Source organism: Sphingomonas sp. Sphisp66 (assembly GCF_047324325.1).
GTDB lineage: Bacteria > Pseudomonadota > Alphaproteobacteria > Sphingomonadales > Sphingomonadaceae > Sphingomonas.
On sequence record NZ_CP168508.1, the window covers coordinates 4,146,873 to 4,167,831 of the forward strand.

Annotated in this window: 17 protein-coding genes and 1 tRNA gene; 6 read left to right on the top strand and 12 right to left on the bottom strand. The window is 67.4% G+C overall.

Annotated elements, in window-relative coordinates:
• Positions 1-76 precede the first annotated feature (76 nt).
• On the top strand, positions 77-1,282 hold the full coding sequence (locus ACEN8G_RS18910) for a DUF445 domain-containing protein (protein ID WP_413740802.1): 1,206 nt from the start codon (positions 77-79) through the stop codon (positions 1,280-1,282).
• A gap of 128 nt (positions 1,283-1,410) precedes the next feature.
• On the opposite strand, the gene ACEN8G_RS18915 is transcribed toward ACEN8G_RS18910, so the two are convergent.
• Positions 1,411-1,860, bottom strand: a complete 450-nt coding sequence (locus ACEN8G_RS18915; protein ID WP_413419005.1) for a pyridoxamine 5'-phosphate oxidase family protein — start codon at positions 1,858-1,860, stop codon at positions 1,411-1,413.
• Between the two features lie 50 nt (positions 1,861-1,910).
• Positions 1,911-2,582 carry an HAD family hydrolase gene (locus ACEN8G_RS18920; protein WP_413419007.1) on the bottom strand — a complete coding sequence of 224 codons (672 nt, stop codon included), beginning with the start codon at positions 2,580-2,582 and terminating at the stop codon, positions 1,911-1,913.
• Between the two features lie 61 nt (positions 2,583-2,643).
• Here ACEN8G_RS18920 and ACEN8G_RS18925 point away from each other — a divergent pair, with 61 nt between their 5' ends.
• Genes ACEN8G_RS18925 through ACEN8G_RS18940 form a run of 4 tightly spaced genes read left to right on the top strand, consistent with a single transcriptional unit; the run spans position 2,644 to position 6,153 of the window.
• Positions 2,644-3,756, top strand: a complete 1,113-nt coding sequence (locus ACEN8G_RS18925) for an MlaE family lipid ABC transporter permease subunit (RefSeq protein WP_413419009.1) — start codon at positions 2,644-2,646, stop codon at positions 3,754-3,756.
• Entirely contained in the window at positions 3,753-4,580 is an 828-nt protein-coding gene (locus ACEN8G_RS18930; RefSeq protein WP_413419011.1) for an ABC transporter ATP-binding protein, read from the top strand. The genes ACEN8G_RS18925 and ACEN8G_RS18930 overlap by 4 nt, the downstream gene beginning before the upstream one ends.
• Entirely contained in the window at positions 4,580-5,545 is a 966-nt protein-coding gene (locus tag ACEN8G_RS18935; protein WP_413419013.1) for an MlaD family protein, read from the top strand. The genes ACEN8G_RS18930 and ACEN8G_RS18935 overlap by 1 nt, the downstream gene beginning before the upstream one ends.
• 8 nt (positions 5,546-5,553) lie before the next feature.
• Positions 5,554-6,153: an ABC-type transport auxiliary lipoprotein family protein gene (locus ACEN8G_RS18940; protein WP_413419015.1), complete on the top strand. Its 600-nt coding sequence runs from the start codon at positions 5,554-5,556 to the stop codon at positions 6,151-6,153.
• A gap of 127 nt (positions 6,154-6,280) precedes the next feature.
• Here ACEN8G_RS18940 and ACEN8G_RS18945 read toward each other — a convergent pair whose 3' ends face one another.
• Complete coding sequence (locus tag ACEN8G_RS18945; RefSeq protein ID WP_413414676.1) at positions 6,281-7,126, bottom strand: peptidylprolyl isomerase; 846 nt, start codon at positions 7,124-7,126, stop codon at positions 6,281-6,283.
• Between the two features lie 67 nt (positions 7,127-7,193).
• On the opposite strand from ACEN8G_RS18945, the gene ACEN8G_RS18950 reads away from it, so the two are divergent.
• Positions 7,194-7,284, top strand: a tRNA-Ser gene (locus ACEN8G_RS18950).
• 99 nt (positions 7,285-7,383) lie between these two features.
• On the opposite strand, the gene ACEN8G_RS18955 is transcribed toward ACEN8G_RS18950, so the two are convergent.
• The 9 genes from ACEN8G_RS18955 to ACEN8G_RS18995 form a co-directional block, all read right to left on the bottom strand.
• Positions 7,384-10,254 carry a hypothetical protein gene (locus ACEN8G_RS18955; RefSeq protein ID WP_413414677.1) on the bottom strand — a complete coding sequence of 957 codons (2,871 nt, stop codon included), beginning with the start codon at positions 10,252-10,254 and terminating at the stop codon, positions 7,384-7,386.
• A gap of 91 nt (positions 10,255-10,345) precedes the next feature.
• The gene (locus tag ACEN8G_RS18960; protein ID WP_413414678.1) at positions 10,346-12,283 is read right to left on the bottom strand and encodes a hypothetical protein; all 1,938 of its coding nucleotides are present in this window, start codon (positions 12,281-12,283) and stop codon (positions 10,346-10,348) included.
• Complete coding sequence (locus tag ACEN8G_RS18965; protein ID WP_413414679.1) at positions 12,280-12,735, bottom strand: hypothetical protein; 456 nt, start codon at positions 12,733-12,735, stop codon at positions 12,280-12,282. Before ACEN8G_RS18965 ends, ACEN8G_RS18960 begins: the two co-directional genes overlap by 4 nt.
• The gene (locus ACEN8G_RS18970) at positions 12,735-13,955 is read right to left on the bottom strand and encodes an AAA family ATPase (protein ID WP_413414680.1); all 1,221 of its coding nucleotides are present in this window, start codon (positions 13,953-13,955) and stop codon (positions 12,735-12,737) included. The genes ACEN8G_RS18965 and ACEN8G_RS18970 overlap by 1 nt, the downstream gene beginning before the upstream one ends.
• 316 nt (positions 13,956-14,271) lie before the next feature.
• On the bottom strand, positions 14,272-14,526 hold the full coding sequence (locus tag ACEN8G_RS18975; RefSeq protein ID WP_413414681.1) for a hypothetical protein: 255 nt from the start codon (positions 14,524-14,526) through the stop codon (positions 14,272-14,274).
• An 82-nt stretch (positions 14,527-14,608) separates the two neighbouring features.
• Complete coding sequence (locus ACEN8G_RS18980) at positions 14,609-16,786, bottom strand: S8 family peptidase (RefSeq protein WP_413414682.1); 2,178 nt, start codon at positions 16,784-16,786, stop codon at positions 14,609-14,611.
• Positions 16,787-16,808: 22 nt separating this feature from the next.
• Positions 16,809-17,906, bottom strand: coding sequence for a hypothetical protein (locus tag ACEN8G_RS18985; protein WP_413414683.1), 1,098 nt, complete (start codon positions 17,904-17,906; stop codon positions 16,809-16,811).
• A gap of 4 nt (positions 17,907-17,910) precedes the next feature.
• Positions 17,911-19,533 carry a hypothetical protein gene (locus tag ACEN8G_RS18990; RefSeq protein WP_413414684.1) on the bottom strand — a complete coding sequence of 541 codons (1,623 nt, stop codon included), beginning with the start codon at positions 19,531-19,533 and terminating at the stop codon, positions 17,911-17,913.
• Between the two features lie 86 nt (positions 19,534-19,619).
• Complete coding sequence (locus ACEN8G_RS18995) at positions 19,620-20,591, bottom strand: heme-binding protein (RefSeq protein ID WP_413414685.1); 972 nt, start codon at positions 20,589-20,591, stop codon at positions 19,620-19,622.
• Positions 20,592-20,959: the final 368 nt, after the last annotated feature.

Sequence of the window (20,959 nt, forward strand, 5' to 3'; positions counted from 1 at the left end):
ATGTATTGGGGAGTGCGTGACCTTGTTACGCACTCCCCTTTCTTCATCCGAGGCCGTCCCTGCCGGCCTCCGCCAGATGCGGCTGGTCGCGACCGGCCTGCTGGTCGCGATGGCCGTGCTGTTCCTGCTCGCCCGCGCCTTCGACCATCTCCATCCCGCGATCGGCTATGTCCGCGCCTTTGCCGAGGCGGCGATGGTCGGCGGCCTGGCCGACTGGTTCGCGGTGACCGCGCTGTTCCGCCACCCGCTCCATCTGCCTATTCCCCACACTGCGATCATCCCGCGCAACAAGGACCGGATCGCCGCCACCCTCGCCCAGTTCCTGCGCGACAATTTCCTCACCCCCAGGGTCGTCGCCCGGCGGATGCAGCGGCTCGACGTCGCCGGCGCCGCCGGACGCTGGCTCACCGATCCGGGACCGGGCCGCGGCCGCCACCGCGCCCGCCTCGGCCGGCTCGGCGCCGACATATTGGAGGCGCTCGACCAGGAACGGCTGGGCGGCATGATCAAGCACACCATTGCCGGGCGCCTGCGCGCGCTCGAGATCGCGCCGCTGCTCGGCCGCGCGCTCGAGGCCGCGATCCAGGAGGACCGCCACCGCCCCCTGCTCGACGGCATCGTCCGCTGGGCGGCCAAGGTGCTCGACGCCAACGAGCATCTGATCCGCCAGATGGTGCATGAGCGCTCGGGCGCGGTGATGCGCTGGACCGGCCTCGACGAGACGCTCGCCAACAAGATCATCGAGGGCCTGGCCAGACTGATTGGCGACATGGCCGAGGACCCCGGCCACCCGCTGCGCGCCAAGGCCGAGGAGGGCATCGCCCAGCTCGCCCGCGACCTGCAGAGCGATCCGGCGCGGCGCGCGCAGGTCGAGGCGTTCAAGAACGAGCTGCTCGACAATCCGGCGCTGGCCGACTGGTGGATGGGCATCTGGGAGACCGGCCGCGCCTCGCTGCTCCGCGTCGCGCGCAATCCCGATGCGCTGCTCACCGGCGCGTTCGGCGACGCGATGCGCCAGCTCGGCCAGACGCTGCAGGACGACCGCCGCCTCGCCGACACGATCAACCGTTTCGCCCGCCGCACCGCGGTGGGCGCGGCGACCGACTATGGCGACGGCATCGTCCGGCTGGTCTCCGATACGATCAAGGGCTGGGACGCCGAGACCATCACCGGCCGGCTCGAGAATGCCGTCGGCCGCGACCTGCAATATATCCGCATCAACGGCACGCTGGTCGGCGGGCTGGTCGGGGTGCTGATCCACACGGTGGATGCGCTCTTATAAAGCCCCTCCCTGAAAGGGAGGGGTTTGGGGTGGGTCGATGCACGCGATACGGCATGCACAGATACCGGCGCTTCCGTACCGCCAGGTCCCCACCCACCCCCGGCCCCTCCCTTCCAGGGAGGGGAGAATCAGACCGCCACCTCGCGCGCCAGCACGATCTCGCCCTGGTCCTCGCCGTCCCAGTAATGCGCGCGCACCCCGTGCACCTTGATCAGCACCAGGCCCGGCGTATCGACGCCCTGCTTGAACCAGAGGCCCAGCCCCTTGGTCCAATGCTCCTCGAACCGGGCCTTGTCGCGGATCAGCTCGGCCACGCCCTCGACATGGACGAACACCGGCTTCATGCCGAGCAGCCCGGCCTTGGCCTGGAAGCCGAGGCCGACCTGCGCATTCGCCTCCAGGTCGGCGATCAACCTTGTGTCCTCGCAGGCGAAGAACCAGTTGTCGCCGTCATAGTCGACCTCGCGGTTGTTGCTCATCGGGCGCGCCGCGATGCTGCCGCCGTCGCTATGCGTCGAGAGCATCGCGAAATCGACGTCCTTCATCATTTCCGCCAGTTGTTTCAGCGTCTTGGCCATGATCCTCTCCGCATCTTGTCGTGCAGGAGGAAGAACGAACGCCGTGGCGATTATCTCCAGTCGAGGATCGGCCAGCCCTTTTCGGCGGCGAGCGCGCGCAACGGCCCATGCGCATTGACCGCATAGCCCTCGTCTGCCCAGCCGAGCAGCGGCGCGTCCGAGACATGGTCCGAATAGGCGCGGACATGCGCGCCGCCGCGACCGATCCCCTGCCCCGCCATCCAGCTTTCGATGCGGTGGAGCTTTACGGGCCCGTAACAGTTATCCCCTTCGATCAGGGAGAGAATCCGGCCTTGCCCATCACGCTTTGCCTCGGTTGCGATCACGTCGTCAAAGCCCAGCAGCCGGCCGATCGCGGCGGCGTAATAGCCGTGCGAGGCAGTCGCCATGACCAGCCGATAGCCCTCCGCCCGGTCGGCCGCGATCCGGTCGCGGGCGCCGTGGAGCACGCCATGCTCCACCTCGTGCGCGGCAAAGGCCTCGGCGACCTTCGCCATTTCCGCGGGCGTCAGCGCCCCGCCGAGCAGCAGCCGCTGCGAGAATTGCTTGAGCCCGGCGCGATCGACCAGCCCGAGGAAATAGCCGAGCCCCGCCACGCCCACCGCCGGGAACAGCGCCAGCCGCCACGGCGCGCGCGCCTTCGCCGCCGCGATCAGGAACCGCGTCCAGGTCGGCGCGGCGGTGATCGTCTTGTCCATGTCGTAGATTGCGAGACAGTGCATTGACGCATCTACGAGCGGGGACGCTTGCCGATCCAGCCCGAATCGCCGAAAGGTGCGCGCGATGAGCGCTTTGGCCGATTTCGAACGGGTTGATTCCGATGGCGGCGGCGCAGTCCTCCGCTTCACCGGCAATTTGTCGCTCGCCAGCCTCGGCGACCTGCCCGACCGGCTCGATACGGTCGATGGCGCGGTCGCCCGCATCGACCTGTCGCAGGTCGAGCGGATCGACACGGTCGGGGCCTGGGTGGTCCACCGCTTCGCCCGCGACAAGCAGGCCAGCGTCGAGGGGCTCGAGCCCGCCAGCCAGCATCTGTTCGATCAGGTCGTCGCCGCCGAGCATCCGATCGAGCTGCCGCCCAAGCCGCAAAGCGCCTTTGTCCATCTCCTCGCCGAGATCGGCGACGCGGTGTTCACCGCCGCGCACACGCTCTACGGCCTGCTCGGCTTCATGGGCGCCACGGTGATCGCCTTCTGGAACGTCGCCACCCATCCGCGCCGTTTCCGCTTCCACGCCACCGTCCATCGTTTCGAAGTGGTCGGCGTCTCCGCGCTCGGCATCATCGGGCTGATGAGCTTCCTGATCGGCGTGGTGATCGCGCAGCAGGGTGCGGTGCAGCTCCGCCAGTTCGGCGCGGAAGTCTATACGATCAACCTGGTCGGCCGCATCACGCTGCGCGAGCTCGGTGTGCTGATGACCGCGATCATGGTCGCCGGGCGTTCCGGTTCCGCTTTCGCCGCGCAGATCGGCACGATGAAGCTCACCGAGGAGATCGATGCGATGCGCACGATCGGCGTCTCCCCGATGGAGGCGCTGGTGGTGCCGCGCACCATCGCGGTGGTGACGATGCTGCCGCTGCTCGGCTTCTATTCGGCGCTGATCGGGATCATCGGCGGCGGGCTGCTCTGCTGGGTCCAGCTCGACATTCCCCCGATCACCTTCGTCCAGCGCATCCGCGAGGTCGTGCCGCTCAACGATCTGTGGGTCGGGCTGATCAAGGCGCCGGTGTTCGGCGCGATCATCGCCATCGCCGGTTGCTTCCAGGGCATGCAGGTGGAAGGCGATGCCGAGCAGGTCGGCCGGCGCACCACCACCGCGGTGGTCCAGGCGATCTTCCTGGTGATCGTGCTCGACGCCTTCTTCGCGGTGTTCTTCAGCCAGATCGGGTGGATATGACCGACACCCGCGACACCTCGGCGCCCCAGGACGATATCGTCATCCAGGTCCGCCACCTGAAGAACGGCTTCGGCGACCAGATCGTCCATGACGGGCTCGATCTCGACGTGCGCCGCGGCGAGATCCTCGGCGTGGTCGGCGGCTCGGGCACCGGCAAATCGGTGCTGATGCGCTCGATCATCGGGCTGCAGACGCCGATCGAAGGCGACATCCATGTGTTCGGCGAGAACACGATCGGTCGCGAGGAGACCGAGGCGACGGCGATCCGCAAGCGCTGGGGCATCCTGTTCCAGGGCGGCGCGCTCTTCTCCACGCTCACCGTGTCGGAGAACGTCCAGGTCCCGCTCAAGGAATTCTACCCGCTGCTCGACCAGGCGCTGCTCGACGAGATCGCGGCGTACAAGGTGGTGATGACCGGACTTCCCCCGGAGGCCGCGCCCAAATACCCCTCCGAGCTGTCGGGCGGCATGAAGAAGCGCGCCGGCCTCGCCCGCGCGCTCGCGCTCGATCCCGAGCTGCTGTTCCTCGACGAGCCGACCGCCGGGCTCGACCCGATCGGCGCGGCGGCGTTCGACGAGCTCACCGCCTCGCTGCAGAAGACGCTGGGGCTCACCGTGTTCCTGATCACGCACGATCTCGACACGCTCTACGCCATCTGCGACCGGGTCGCGGTGCTGGCGGACAAGAAAGTCATCGCAGTCGGAACGATTCCCGAGCTGCTCGCCTTGGATCATCCGTGGATCCAGGAATATTTCAACGGACCGCGCGGACGCGCAGCGGTCGGCAGCGCCAAGGCACATGCCGAGGCTGAGGACAGGGGCTGATGGAAACTCGATCGAATCACGTGCTCGTCGGCGCCGTCGTGCTGATCCTGCTCGCGGTGCTGGCGCTGTTCATCGTCTGGCTCGCCCGCCTCTCCGGCGGCAACGAGCGCGAATATGACATCTTCTTCCGCCAGGCGGTCGACGGGCTCAATCCGGGCTCGGCCGTGGCCTTCTCGGGCGTGCCCTCGGGCCAGGTCAAGGCGATCGAGTTCTGGAAGCCCGATCCCCAGCTGGTCCGCGTCCGGATCACGGTGAAGGACGAGGTGCCGATCCTCGAAGGCACCACCGCGACGATCCAGAGCAGCTTCACCGGCCCCAGCACCGTGCAGCTCGAAGGCGCGGTGAAGGGCGCCCCGCCGATCCGCTGCCCGCGCCAGCATCCCGAGGCGGCCTGCCCGCTCGGCGTGCCGGTGATCCCCACCAAGCCCGGCGGCCTCGGCGCGATCTTCTCCTCGGCGCCCAAGCTGCTCGAGCGGCTGACCACGCTCACCGAGCGGCTGACCGAACTGATCAGCGACAAGAACCAGACCTCGATCGCCGGCATCCTGGCGAACACCAATCGCCTGACCGATGCGCTCGCCGATCGCGGGCCGGAGATCGCCGCGACCCTGGCCGAGACGCGCATCGCCATCCAGAAGTTCGGGGTCGCCACCGAGCAGATCGGCCAGCTCGCCGCGACCACCAACGGCGTCGTCGCCGAGGACGTCAAGCCGACGATCGCCAATCTCAACAAGACGATCGCCTCGGCGAAGAAGAGCATGGAAACGCTCGATGCGATGCTCGGCGACGCGCGGCCGGGCGTGCAGGCCTTCTCGAAGAAGACCGTGCCCGAGATCGGCCAGCTCATCCAGGATCTGCGCCAGATGGCCCAGTCGCTCTCCTCGGTCGCCGACAAGATCGACCAGGGCGGCGCGTCCAGCCTGGTCGGCAGCCCCAAGCTCCCTGACTACAAGCCCAACAAGTGAGGCCCGCGATGAAGAAGCCCGCCCTGCTCCTGCTGGCCGCCCCGCTCGCCGCCGCGCTGTCCGGCTGCATCTCGATCGGCGGCAAGCCGCCCAAGACGCCGTTCCTCACCCTCCAGGCCGCCGAGCAGATCAAGCCCGGCGACGTGCAGACTGCCGCCTCGGGCACCACGGTGACCGTGCTGTTCCCGACCGTGCCGCACGAGCTGGCGACGGTGCGCGTGCCGGTCCATCAGGGCGAGAATGCCGTCGCCTATGTGAAGGACGCGCAATGGGTGGAGGCGCCGCCGCGCCTGTTCGCCCGGCTGGTCGGCGACACCATCTCGGCACGCACCGGCCGCCCGGTGCTGAGCTATCGCCAGTCCCAGGTCGATCCCGGCGCCGTGCTCTCGGGCGAGCTGCGCCGCTTCGGCGTCGATGCCGACACGAACCAGGCGGTGGTCGTGTTCGACGCGCTGCTCGTCCAGGGCGACGACGCCACCAAGTTCCAGAAGCGCCGCTTCGAAGCCCGCGCGCCGCTGACCGAAGTGAAGCCCGACCTGGTCGCGGCGGCGCTCAACACCGCGGCCAACCAGGTCGCGGTCGAAGTCGCGGACTGGGTGGGGAAGTAAGGCAAGCCGTCACCCCCAAAACCGTCATCCCGCCCCCCAACCGTCATCCCGGCGAAAGCCGGGATCTCAGGCGAGGGCGCGATACGGCATGAGATCCCGGCTTTCGCCGGGATGACGATACCCGCCGTTACTGCGCCCGCCGCACCGCCGGCAGCGCGTTGCACACATCCACCCCGCCCATCGGCACGGTGAAGAACGCCCCGTCGCGATTCTCCCGCGCCTTGATCCAGGCGGCGAAACGCGGGTTGTCGGTGGCGCGGTACTGGAAGTGCGGGCGCTCGTCCTCGGGCAGCTGGCTGGCGAGGCGCACCGACAGGATCGGCGTGGGCGCCTGGTCCTTGGCATAGACGCCCAGCTGGGCGGTGCCGCGCGGCAGGCTCGAGAGCCACTGCATGCCCTCGACCACCCGGCCGACGATCGCGATGTTGCGGTCGAGCGGGCGCGGGGCGTGGCCGATCACCGTGTAGAGCTCGGCGCCGCTGCCCGTGGAGGGGGCGAGGTCGCGGGCGACGCCGACCATCGAATAGCAATGGGTCAGCGAGCTGACCGCGCCATAGTTGGCAAGCGGCCAGCCATCGGCGCTGAGGCCGGTCTTCGCGGCATAGCTGTCGGGCTTGGCGAAGGTGACGCTCTTCACCGCATCGAATCCCGGCCATTCATATTCCGCCGGCGGGTTCTCGATCACGCCGGGCGGCAGCGCGGTCTTGTCGTCGCCGCCGCCCCACTGCGTGACGTAATTGTCCTGGACGCGGTAGACGCTCGTGCCGTCCCACCAATGCGCCTCGGCGAGCTTGCGGATATTGGCGACGTGCGCGGGGGCGTAGCGCGGGGCCAGGCGGATGAAGACCTGGTGGCCGCCCTGCAGCGTCATCACGAGGATCTCGTTGTCGGGGATCGCCTTCCAGTCCTCGGGGGCGGGGTCCGACGGGACGGTCTGGGCGAGCGCGGCGAACGCGAGGAGCAGCTTGAGCATGGGTGTGGAGACTGCTGCTTGCCTAGCCCTTCGTCAACGTTTAGGGCACGCAACTTCCAGAGCATGCGGAGCGGTGGCCGAGTGGTCGAAGGCGCTCGCCTGGAAAGTGAGTATACGGCAAAACCGTATCGAGGGTTCGAATCCCTCCCGCTCCGCCACCCCACCCGTCAATTTACCGAGCCCCCCGACAATCAACGATCTAACGCGGATCGCGGAACAAATGGCGGCCCATGGATCGCCCGCAATGATCCGCGCCATCAAAAGATACCCACCCGTTGCGAGCCGACTGCGAAGATGCGCCCATGCCCATCCCCCAACAACACCGTGGCACCTTCCTCCGAGGCATCCCCACGCCCGCGGGCCAGGCAGAAAAGCCCTTCCGCATTCCGCAATACCAGCGACGGCGCTGCATCCACATCGCGTAGGAATTGAATGACGGTGTCGCCATCCTCGCGCACGACCATATCGACATGGCGGCGGCCGAAGTCCCCGGGCTGCACGGTATCGATCCGCTCCCGCGCGGAACGTGCCTGACGGGCCGCCAACGCACGGGCACGATCTTCCTGATCTTCGCTCCAGGGCAGGACGGACATCCATTGTGCCTTGCCGCCCCGTATCGCCTTCATGCGGTGGACATTCTTCTGGTGGAACCAGAACCAGTCGCTGGGCAGGCCGGGCTCATCCCCGTCGGAGGGTTCGCCGGAAAGGCAGATGCTGGTCGAGAGATTGCCGTTCGGATGCAAGGTCCAGACTTCGAGCACACCGGCACGCTCGCGGCTCGTGTCCAGAGTCACCCAGCTTGGTCCGTCGCCATGATGCGCGAAGGCGATGGCCCGCAGGCGATCGGTCAACCTGCAGGACCAGAGGAATTCTATCTGGGGCGACGGCGCACAGAGCTTCGCCAGATCCAGCGCGCCGATCTCGCCTCCGATCTGGACCAGCCATTGGGATTCCGACGTCACGTCGTGATGCGCGGACAGGGCGACCTTTCCGATTGTGTGGAACACGCGATTGTGCGTGGCGAAGCGCGTGAGCAGGCGAGTGCCGTCCTCTTGGGCCTGGACGAGGATCGCGTGGCTGCTGCTCCCCACCGCGACCAGGGCGGTCACGTCGCTCACATTCTGCTGCCATAATGGCGTGCCATAGGGATCGAGCAACTGCAGCAGGCGGCTCTCGCGCCACACCAGCAGATTGCCATTGGCCAGCACGCAGGCGTGGCGCACCGCCGGACGGGTAAACGCGATGGGCGGCACCTCCCATTCCCGGTCGGGTGGCGGCGGCGCGACATGCAGCTTCGCCAATTTGCCGATATCGGTTTCCAGCACGGTGAGGCCGGCAGCGCCGAGGATCGACCGCAGCGCCCGCAGGTCACGTCCGGACAGGCGGCTCGAGGCGGTGGCGATGGCAGAACGGACAAAAGTCTCGAGGAACGGCTGCGCCGGCCCGTTCCAGAAATCCGCCTGTTCGGGGCTGGCCGGCGCCGCCAGCCGGGCCAGCACGGCCAACAGCTCGATGACCGCTTGCTCCGGCCGTTCCGTATCCCCCCTCAGCACCACCTGGAGCCGGTCTAGCGCGTCACCATGGGGCGAAGCGATGCGGACAGGCGCGTGCGGGAAGCCGGTGGCGTTCTCCGGTGACAGATCCATCCCGTCCCACCGCGCCGTCAGGACCGCGCGTACCGCCAGTTCGCCCGCAAATGCTTCGCCGCCGCTTACGCCCAGCGCAGCGGCGAGCCAGCGCCTTCGCGTCTCGAGAAGCGCCGCATCGACCGGTGCGGTGGCGGTAACATGATCGGTGACCTGCAGCGCACGCAGTGGCTGCCCCGTGGCGATGAGCAGGTCGGTCCAGGCCTTGATCACAAAGGCATGGAAGGCGGGCTCCTTGACCCGGCTGTCCTCCGCGAGCGCGTCGAAACAAGCGGTGCGCCGGGCGAGGCCAAGTGCCGCGTCGAGCTCGCCGGCGCGGAACAGCATGCGGATGGCCAGCGCGGGCGGCTGGCGGCTGTCGATCGCCAGCTTGGCCGCCTCGCCGAAAAGCTCGCCCTTCTCCAGCACCAGGACGGCGCGCTGGTGATCGCTCATCAGCTGCGAATGGATATAGGCAGCGCGGCGGAAATCGCCGTCGCGCTCCAGCTGCTCGGCGAGCTGGAGGTACCGGCTGCGCAGCGCATAGAAACCCGCTTCGTTCAGGATCGGCGCGGAGAAACCTTCGCTGGCGAGGTCGAAATCGAGCCGCGCGCGCATCTGCGGCAACGCATTCGGGTATCGGCTTGCGGTCTTCCGCCCCGGATTGCCGCTGCCGAGCTTGAGCGCCAGGCGCAACGCGGCATCCAGGTCCCCGGCCGAGATCATCTTCTCCACCAGCCCGAGCCGCCGGTCATATTGATTGCGCAGCCCCTGTCCGAGGGGGGTGTTCCAGCGCAGCCACCCGGCAATGCTGGCGAGAAGGCCGGGCCCGCGCGGCGCCTGCCACGGGCCATCGCGACCCTGCCCGGTCCTGCCGGACTCCCCGCCGGATCCCGCCGGGATCAGCCCCGTCAGGTCCCGCAGCGCCTGCCGGGCGATGGACGCCAACTTGAGGCGCTGCTCGTCCGCGCGCAGCCGTTCGGCCATGTCGCGCAGCAGGTCCGCCCCTTCCCGCTCGATCGAAACCCCGGCGCGGGAGATCGGCGCGAGGCGTGCGGCGGTCTCCGTACCGCCGCCCTCCGCACGCGCCTCCTCCCTCAGGGGAGCACGCATCCGCGGCACTGGCACGTGCACGTCGAGCCGCGGCATCTCCCACAGGCTCGCGAGGGGCAGCGATTCCAGCTGGGCGAGCGCGATGCGATGCGACCGGCCGGCCCACCACAGATCGCAGCTCCGCACCTCCATGGCCGGGGCCGTCCGCATGCCGTCGGACGATGGCGCATCCCGGCCTGCAAAGCTGGACAGCGTGGCGGTGCCGGCAAAGCGGAGCGGCAGCGCCGCGGGCCAATCGTCGGGATCCACCGCCAACGGCCCGGTGAATGCCGCCACCAACAGCGTCCGGGAGGCGTCTTCGGGAAGCTTGCCCTGCCACATTCCGCGGACGGCATCGCGGATCGGGCGCAAATCGGGGAGCGGCGCACCGGCGCGGAGCACGAAAGCCATGCCGTGGCATTCCGCCAGGCCCGCCAGAGTTGGCCGCACGGGGAAATCCCGTCTGGCGAGCCGGACGGCACGCCGCGCGACATGGCTCCGCTCAGTCATCCAGGCCACTCAGCTCGACGCGCACCGCTTCGCGCGCCAGTGCCTGGAGATCGAAACGCTGGCAGTCCGTGGAACCATGCTTGCGGCGATAGAGCAGCAACTCCGTCGGCGCCTGGCCCTCGTCGACCTTCATCGCCCAGATGCCGTCATCGCCAAGCTGCACCTTGGCGATCGACAGCGCGTCCGGGCCGAGCTTGGTCGCTGCCTGCTTGAGCGCCCCTACGCCATTGTCGTAGCGCATCGTCCGCACCGTTCCCTTGCCGCCATATCGCGCGTCGGACCAGATTCGCGCGGTCAGTTGCTGCGGGGTTCCATAGGCAGCGAGCAGCGTTTCATGGGGCTCCAGCCGAAGAGTCGCCGCTTCCGCCGCCTGGTTGCGGGACGGCACGGTCCACTCTCCCGGCGCAATGCTGTAGGCGAGACTCCGCTGCGCAGGCGCATAGACCATGTCGAGCAGCCGGTCCGCGTCGAATGCCTCCTGGTCGACGGCGAACCTGTCATATTTTCGCTTCGTGTGCCGCAACGCCTGCACCCCGGCCGGATCGGATTTGTCGCGCACGATGCAGTAGACGCCGTTCGACCAGAGCAGCTTCGGCGCCTTGTCCAGGGGCGAGAACCGCGCGTCCTCACCCCAGCCCCGCTCCGCGAACAGAAACGCCTTGCCGAAGCTCGAATAGACTTCGACGCTGCCGCCCCAATTGAGGGCAGGCAAGGCCCAGGCCCCCTGATTTCGGAAGAGATGGCCGGAGGGCACCTTCCGGACCATGCTGGAAGCGACATTGCCATGCTCGTCCGCCAGCCTGATCGCCCAATAGCGCATGACGTCCTGGCCGGAGCGCGCCGAATTCACCACGATCTGGAGGAGGCGGTCTTCCAGGACGATTCCAGCCAGCTTGAAGCCTTCGGGCAGCGGAATGAACCATTGCCGGCTCGACTTCCAGGTCGCCTCGCCCGCCAGGATCAGCACGCCCTCGGGCATCCGAACGATCTTCCGATCGGCGCGCGGCGTGACGAAATAAACGGGCTCCCAGCCTTGCAGGCCGGGCTTCGGGCCAGTGGCGAGCTTCGGCAGGTCGCCCGCCTTCAGCGGCGCGAACGGATCGTTGAGCGCCGACACGCAGATGCGGTCATCGGGGAGCAGGACCGTCGTGCGCGTGCGCTCCGCACCACCTCGCCGCACGGCGACCTGCATTGCCCGCCGCTCGCCGGGCACAGGCGGCTGGAGCAGGAAGCGCAGCACGCTGCCCTGGTCCGCGGCGCGGGGAACAGCCGCGCCGATGGTCCAGTCGTGATAGTCCGGCGCGCCGGCGCCGCCGGCATCGGGCACCAGCGTCTCCCACACCCGCTGCGCCGCCTCGACATCGTCGCCATCCATCTCGCGATAGCTCGCGGCACGCAGGAAGCGCTTGATGGTGTTCACCGACAGCGCATCGAACCATGCCGCGCCGCGCTCGCGCGGCAGGAAGCACCAATGGAACTCGGCTTCGCGTGCCGCTGCGATGCGCGCCATGAAGAACAGCGCCGCCAGCGCCACCAGGCGCCCATGGCCGAGCAGCCCGGGCCCGACGGAGACGATCGCGCGATAGACCGGCCGGGTGCCGGGATCGGCATATTGCTTCTCCAGGAACAAAGTCTCGGCTTCGGCGAGCCTGCGCAGGAACTCGAGCGGTGCCTCGGTGCGCAACAGCAGCTCGCTCTGGACGATGTGCGCGATCTCCCCCCGCGTGGTGAGCCCGCCTAGCCCCTCGAACTCGCCCTGAGGCGCGATCTCCTGCCAGTCGAGGCTCGACGACAGGCGCTCGAACTGCAGCAATTGCCCATGCAGCAGCTCGACCATCGCATCGGACAGGCGCTCGAACACCGGCAGGAACCCGGCATAGGCAGGCGGGAATGTCGGCCGCTCGCCGGACGGCTTGCACGCCGGGCTCATGCCACCCCCAACGGGCCGGCGAGTGCGGACTGGCCGAACGGGATCGGCTCGCGGATCAGATACAGGTCTGCTTCGCGCGTGCTGTCCTGCCCGCCGGCGAAGCGCGGCACCGCGATCGCCGGCGGCGCCACGCAATAATGATCGAACATCGCCCGCAACAGCGGGTCGCGCGCATGATCGGGTACCGCCATCGCCACGCCCACCGGAAGCCAGAAGTCGCGCGCGGCAAGGTAGAGCGGCCTGGTCCCCGCAAGGTGCGGCAGCACCGCTTCCTCTGCATCTGGGATCGGGGCGGCGAACAGCGCAGCCCAGTTATCCCCGACCTCGACCCGCAACGTCCGAAACCGGCCAGGCTTGCCCGCCATCGCCACCGCCATCGCATCGACGACGGATGCGCCGATGGCGATCAGCGCATCGACGGTCTGCACCGGATCGGTTCGCTTCCACTGCATCAGGCCGTCTCGGCGGGAACGGCCTCCGGCGCTGCATCGCTCGTCGCCGCTCCGGTGGAATGCGCTTCAAGCACCGTCTCCAGGCTCGCCCGGATGGCACGAAGCTGCTGGGGCAGCGTCTTGGCATCGAAGGCGGCATCGATCCGGGTCAGCATCGTCTCCAGCCGGACGAGCCAGATCTCGTGCAGCGGATCGGTCGCCAGTGCCGGGCGCGATTCGAGCAGCGCCGTCGCCTGCTCCGCCAGATGCGCGGCATGCGCGGTCGGCCCGTAGGTGGCGTGGCCAAGGCTGTCCGCCAGTACCGGATTGAAGCTGTGCCTGAGCTCGACCGCGAGCGTTTCGCGGGCTTCCTCCTGCTGCGCCTTGGACTGGACGAGATAGGTGATCGGCCACAGATCCTCGGGGCCGGCTACGCTCGCCCCGCGCAGCAGCGCGGCCGCCGCGATCAGCTTCTGGCCCTTCACGATCTTGCGATCCGACAAGGTCACGCCGGTGAGCCGGATCTTCCGCACGATATGAGCATAGGCTTCGTGCACCCCGCTCAGGTCGATCGCGAGCGCCGCTTCGTGCAGCTCTGCGATCAGCGCCTTGCCGACCGGCGCGATCGGAGCCGCCTGGCCTGCCGCAGCCCAGCCCGAACGGAGCAGCTCCGGCAGTTCATGTTCCCCGACGGGATCGACGAACATGGTCAGCAGGAAGCGGTCCGCAAACGCCGCGAGGAGGGTGTCCTCCGGCATCGCATTCGATGCCGCAACGCACGAGATCAACGGCGTCTTCATGCTGTACTGGCCGCGGCGATAGGTCCGCTCGTTGAGGATCTTCAGCAGCGAGTTGAGGATCGCGGTCGAGCCGAGGAATATCTCGTCGAGGAACGCGATGTCCGCCTCGGGCAGCATGCCCTGCGTGACCGGCCTGACCTGCCCGTCCTTCAGCGCAGCGAGATCAAGGGCACCGAACAGCTCCGATGGTTCGGTGAAACGGCCGATCAGATATTCGAAGGACACCGCATCGACCGACGCCGCGACCGCTTGCACGGCGGCCGACTTCCCGGTTCCGGGCGGGCCGATCAGCAGCACATGCTCGCGCGCGATCAGGCCCAGCATGACCAGCTCGAGCAAGGCGCGGCGCGACACGAACTGCGCGCTCAGCGCGTCGAGATGCGCGTTGACCTGGGATACTGCACCCGCGATCGCGCGCTGGCGCTCAGCCGAAAACTGCATTGTCATTCCGTGATTGGCCATGAATGTGGACCTGCGTATCGGTCGAAAGGGCCGGCGCCAATCACGAATATCGTAGGTTGACCAATAGCGGCCCAAAGCCCGCGGGCTTCATCGGGGATCGTCAGGGGGAAGATCGGCGCTGAAGGCACCGGCAAAGCCGGCGGAGAGGCATCGACCGCCGGTTTACCTCGTCCGCTCGCCGTCGCTCATAGTTCGACGAAGAAGCAGACCGGGACGGTCGCGACTTGGCCGTCCCTCGGCGGGTTAGCCGGCACGTCCCAATGAAAGGCTGCAAGCGCGGCGGAACCGGCCGGGATCAATCGATCCGGCGCAGGGCCTCGCCGAGGCTGACGCTGGCAACGGCAGGGTCCGCCTCCAGGCGCTGCCATTGATCGGCGTTGATCCGCGTGGTGAACAGGGCCCCACCGATCCAGGTCGTCGGCTCGACATAGTCGGGCGCGCGGGCACCCTCGCGCAGCTGGACGATCGCGGTAAGAATATCGGATGCGCTTCTGAACCCGGCGAGCACGCTAGCGGGCAGGTCTATCTTTCTGAACGCGCTGAAGTCCATTGGCGGGCACTCGTAGTCCGGCGACGAACATACGCCTCGGCCGGGGCCGGCACAAGCAAGGCCTCCGCTGGCACAGCACGGCTCATCCGATCGCCGCTCCATCCGCCCGCCCGAAGCCGTAGCGCGGATCCCAGGCGGCTGGCGCTCCGCTAGGCGGCGCGCCGAGCGCCGTGCCGATGAGCTTATCCCGAAGCTGCGCGATGGTGAGATCGGTGCCGTTGCGCCGCGCCTCCGCATAGATCAGCGCGATGAGGCCGGTGACAGCCGGTGCGGCCATGCTCGTCCCCGATTTCCTCGTCACGCCGCCCGCGGTGCGCGATCGTGCCGCGACGACGGCGTGGCCGGGTGCCGAGACCTCCGGCTTGTTGCGGCCGTCGCGGGTGGGGCCGGCGCCCGAGAAGGTCGATAGCGGCAGGCTGGTCTTGTGGGCATCGAAGCAACCCACGACGATCGTCTGGTGGCCGGTCGAAACCGAGCCGAGCGTATGGCTCGGCTCCGCGACGGTGAAGGAGGATTGGACGAAGTCCGCCCGCTCGATCCATGCGTGATAATCGACCGGCTGCCCGTCGATGGAGCGCAGGCGGATGCGCCAGGGATGCGGCGACATCGCCTCGGCCAGGTAGATATTGATCACATTGTCGTTGTTGTTGGGATCGGCCAGCCGGCTGCTGATGAAGATCGAGATGCGGCTGCCGGCGCCGATCGGGAGGTTGGCATTGCCCGATACCGGGCCGAATGCAGTGCCGTCCGGCGCGACAAAGGTCACTTCGAGCGAACGGTTGCCCGGATACCAGAGCTCGAACTCGCCGCCATTGCCGTTCTGTTCCCACACGATGTCGTGTTCTTCGTCCGGCGCCACCGTGCCGCTGGTGTGAATGTTCTGCGCATGCGCATTGCCAGCCGCGATGACGACGGCGCGGTTGGGCCTGGCAGTGACGAGGACGTCGAGCCCCTTCTCGACCAGCGAGGTCCCGTCATGGGGGCCGCCATTGGTGCCGAGGCTGATGTTCACGACGCAGGGCCGATCGCCGGCCCGGTCGAAAATGAACTCGACTGCCTCGAGCAGGTGGACGGAATCGCCGAACGACTTGTGGACCGTCGCCGCGCCGGTCCAGGGGATGTCCGTCGTCGACGCCTCGACAAAGATGATCGAAGCCTCGGGCGCGACCCCGGCCTGGCCGCTGCCGAAACCGTTGCCGGCGGCGATGTCCAATACATGGGTGCCATGCGTGCCCTTGTCCTGGCCCGTGTCGGGCGGCGGCGCGTAGCCGAGCGTGTCATAGGGCTTTTGGGTCGCGAGGGCGGCATCGATCTGCGCGCTGGTATGGAGCCGGCCATATTTGACCGCGGCGTTCGCCTGCTCGACGCCGCCCTGGTCCCATATCGCCTCGATCCGGGTCTTGCCGGCGGCGTCCTGGAAATTCTTGTGCGCATAGTCGCAGCCGAAATCCACGACCCCGACGACCACCCCGCTGCCTCCGCCGGGGGCGGTGCCGGCCGGCAAGGCGGCGGGACCGACATGCATCCGGTCGATCGTCGCGCTCAGCGTGGGTCGAACCTGCTGGGCCGCCTTCATGCTGAGCACACAGGCTTCCTTCCGGACATCCTCGACTCTGGCGATCGGCACGCGCCCGGTGACGATCCAGGACCCGTCGCCATCCTGACCGAGCGTGCTTCCGGGCTGCAGGTCGGGCAGATCCTCCCATTCCGGCGGCGTGGTTACCCTCGCGATCACCGCGACCTCGTCGGCATCGGTGGAGGCGAGCGCCAGACTGCGCTTGCCGCTGCGCCGGTTGGCGATGGCAAGCTGGAGCCTCGGGTCCATCGGCGTGTCGAAATTGAAGGGAATGATCTGCAGATCGCCCATCTCCGCCAGGAAAGGCGCCTCGACCTGGGTCGCCAGCGTCTGGACCGGCGCCACGATGTCCGAAAAGCTCAGCTCCTGCAGCGCCGGAGCGGCCAGCGCCTCATCGCCACCGCCTTCTGGCCGGGCCGCAAGGAGCCGGCCCAGCGCCGCGCTGACGGCGCCAAGCGCCAGCGATGTGCCGACCGCGCCAAGCCCGGCCTGCGCAAGGGCGCTGATCGCCGCCGATCCGATCAGCGCGGTTGAAGTAACGGGCGGAGGCTCCGCCGCAACCGCTCCGCCGCCGATATCGGTATCCGTTGCCGCGATCGTCTCTTCGGATTCGACCGGGCGGTTGCCGCGGCGGGCCCCGCGCCTTTCCCTTCCCGGTTCGCGCGGCGTTTTGGACTTTGCCATGATGCGCCCCCTTGCGATCGCGTCAGCGGCCCACCGGTTCGTCGCCGAGGATGGTCGCAACATCGAGCGTCGCAGCGGCAGTGAAGCCCGGGCGCCGGCGCTTGCACGCCGTCAGCGGGTCATGATGGCTGGAGCCGATATTGCAGGCGAGGCCGGTCAGCTTCATCGTGATGAAATCGGCGATCTGGGCCCCGAAACCGATAAGCTTGCCGTTGATGGTAATGTCGCCGACGACATAGGGCTTGTCGGCTGGCACCTCGTAGACGGCCCGCACCGGCTTTGCCGCGGTGCCACGAGTGATCGTCCAGAAGCTTTGCGGATCGGTCCCGTCAGGGGTCTGCCAGCCCGCCGTGCTCAGGCCGGCGAAATAGATTCCGACCGGATTGGCGAGGGTCAGATCGGCGTCGTTGCGCGCCAGCTCGTTCACGTCGGCACCGATGCGCGGATCGCTGTGGCGTTCCTTCTGGCCATAGCCGCCGCATCGGATGAGGTCCTGGTCGTTGGTCAGCAGCACGCCGTCTCGCGAACGCGTGTTGCTGGCACCGGCCGCAAGCTCGATCTCGGCACCCAGCGTGTTGTTCGGCTGGATGAGGTGCATTGCACCCTTGGTAGTGCTGTTGTTCCAGCGGTTGCGTGGATCATAGCGGCCATTGGAGCGCTTCAGCTGGTCCGGCTGCACGGCCGGATCGATATGCGTCCGGTAGAGTTCCAGCACCTTGTCGAAATTGACGGCCGCGAGGAACTGCCAATATTCCGGGCCTTCGCAGGTGAAGGTGACCTGGACGATCTTGCCGTCGCCGCGTCGCTTCACGCTCCACTCGCAATATTCGTCCTGAACGTCGCGCGCCCCATCTGCCGTGCGCCAGCGTTCCTGGTCGCTCGTCGTATCCAGCTGGACGATGCGCGGGAAGGCGGTCCAGCTGATGTCCTTCTCGACCTTGTCGTCCGCGGGCGGCATCGACAGCGCGTTGAAGAAGCGGGGGCGGGGCGCGTCGAAATCGAAGAGGTCCGGACGGCCCGCCGCCGCATCGTCGAGCCGGCTCGAAATCCAGTCGCTCCAGGCCTCGGCCTGCTCCTCGTTGAAGTCCTCCAGGAATCCCGGCGCGTCGAAACGGTCCATATCCTCATCCCCCTTCATCTGGTTCGACTATCCCGTCCGCACGCATGCGCAGCGGGTCTATGCTCTGGAGCGCGGTCGCGACCGGCAGCGTGAGGCCGAATTCGGCGATCGGGCGGTCCTTGAACTGACGGCGACGAAATTCGGCGAGGCGGAAGACGCCATCGAAACCGTCGTCGGTCGCGATGGCCCGGCCAAGCGCCGCCCAATAAGCTTCGACCGCTTCGGCCGCCTGTGCTTCGAGCCGATCGGGGGCCCGTTCCCACCAGTCGAGGAACTCGGCCTCCGGGCTGCCGGCGATCTTCGCCGCCGCGCTCGAGCGCACGGTGGCGACGAATTCGCTTTCGAGCGCACCACCGCCCTCGAGCTCGATCTCGTCCGGGCAATAGGCGAGTAGCGCGTCGCGCCGGCTCGAGAAGATCGGATTGCTGAAATCGACCATCAGCCAGCACAGCGCCAGCCGCTGCGACAAGGCGCCGCGCGCCAGCAGTTCGCGCAGCGCGGCAAGGTCTTCGAACGATGGCTCGGGCACGGCGAAGGCGAAGAAACTGTCCTGGTCGAGCCGGTTCTGGCGATCCTGCAGCTGGACCGCGTAACGGGACAGGCAGCCCAGATAGAGGCTCGCCGCCGCCTTCAGTTTTGGCAGGGCGACCGGCAGACCGAGCGTGTCGATCAGCGCATCGGTATTGACGAAGAAGGTCGCAGGCAGGCGGACGATGTCCCCGTCCTCCAGTTGCGCGCTTTGCTCGCCGGAAGTCGTGAGGTTCACGGTGGTCGTCGTGAGCACCTGGCGGAGGAATTCGCACGCCCGGACCAGCCGCCCGCCTTGCACGCGCCCCTCGAACCGCGCGGCCGTCCAGCGCGCAATGCCCGCCTTCACGATCGGCTCCAGATCCTCGCCGCCGCGAAGGCCGGTCGGGGGCTCGCTGTGATAGAAGGCATCGCCGCGCAGCGGGTCGTCGGGCGCAAGGATATCATCGCGTATCTGTGCCGCCTGGCTGTGCCAGTGCATCCACGGCACCTTCAGCTCCTTCATGACCGGACCGCCATTGACATGGCTGTCGAACGGCCCCCGGCCACGCGTTTCCGGCTCGAGCGCGTCCCACGAGCTTCCGGCCCAGGACCAGATGCGCCTGCGCCGCTCGTAGAAATTATAGGCGCGAAGCTGCGGGTCCCAGGCGAAGACCTGCAGGAAGATGGAGGACGAGAAGGGCGGTGCGGTAGAGATGAACAATTCGGCCTGGTCGCCGCGATGGCGTGTCACGACGATGCGCAGGTTCCGCTCGATCGATGCAGTCGCCTCCGACCAGGGGATCTGGCCGCCGTCCGCGATCCGGTAGATCCGCTGCCCCGGCACCGCGTCCGAACCGCTTGCCTTGTCGAGGATGTCCAACAATTCCCCGAGCGTCTGCGGCCGGTGCCCCGCGGCGAGCACGATCGTGGCGAAGGGGTCGTTGACATGGTCGAGGATGCGGGGCGTGTCGATGACGCTCGGGTCTTCCTCGTCGCGACCCAGGACGAAGCGGACGAACGCATCCTGCGCAATCCCTTCGAACGGATCGCTCGCCGACAGCTGAAGCGAGGAGCCGCCACGGGAATAGGGAAACTGGCGTGTCGGAAACCGGCTCATGCCCGCGTCATCGCTCCTTGGAATGGAAAGGGGACGGGCGCGGCCGGCTCCGATCGTTCATCGACCGGAGCCGGCGGCGGTGCAGTTCAGACCGGCTTGAGGGTCGCGACGGTCACGTGCGGCCAGCTGAGCCCGTTGAAGTCCAGCAATACCGTCTGCGTATATTGGAGCTGCAGCAGCGGCGCTCCATAGGCGTCAATCCCTTCCTCGATCCAGAAGATCGCCGTGACCTTGGGCGCGACCGCGTTCGGTCCGCCCGTCGGGGGCACCCCCTTGCCGGCCAGGAAGGCAATGTTGTCCGCACCACCCCCGACGTCGATCCCGCCCGGCGGGCCCGAATCCGTCGAGAGCAGAATGGCGGTCGTGCTGGTGATCGTCTGGCCGTGCAGCGCGTCGCTCAGGAACAGGTTGGGATTGGTGAGATGGGCCTGGGTGAGCCCGGCGACGCGGACCAGCGGCGTGCGGGAATCCAAGGTGATCGACAGATCCTCCTCGGGGAAGGGGACCAGGGCGGTCGGATCGCCGATCCGGAACGGCGTGATCGACACCGGATCGATGATCGGCTGCGGCGCGGTCAGCGCCGTGCCCTGCATGTTGATGGTCGTGCCGTGCGGGATCGATCCCATGCGGCCGACCGTCGGCGGCTCCGCCGGGTTGACCGTCTCGGGCACGTTGATGAACAGGCCCGGCTCGAAATGCTGGCCGCTATTGTCGAAACTGTCCTCGATGGTCTGCAGATAGGCCACGCCGCCCAGGAAGATATCGTCCTGGAGCAGGCCGCGATTGGCGATGCCGGTCGGGCCGCTGACATCGGTGAAGGACAGAGTCTCGTTCGTCATGTTGAGCTGCAGGAAATGCTGCGAACTGCCTGACGTATTGTTGAAATTGGGCCGCCAGATCATGTTGAACCCGGAGCCCTTCCAGGTGCGCTGGGGATTGCCGTTGGGCTCGTCTCCGACGAGCCCGCGCAACAGGCCAAGGAAATCCTCCCCCGAGAAGGTGGTAGCCGAGACACCGACATGCTCCTGCCGGAACTTGAAATTCGTATTGATTGGCATCTTGCCTCCCCCTCCTGGGCTGTCCGCGGGACAATGACATCCAAACCGAATTCCAGTGGTGACGGTTACTTCGGTAACCGGCTCCCCATGTCCACCGGATCGCGCTCGAGCGAACTCGAATCTCTGCGCTGCGAACCTAAGCTTCAACGCATTGTTATACTCGAACAGAAACCACCATTTTGGACAAAAACTCCCAGCCCGAACGGGATCGATAAATTTTCACGAAGACAAAACTGAATAATAACATATGGTTAATCTGAGCATATTTGCCACATGATTATGAGTCCTGGTGAGGTGGTTATGAATTCCGGTGTCAGCTTCACCTGATTCACGTTAGGCTGTGCAGTAAGACGATTCGCTCCGGGGGG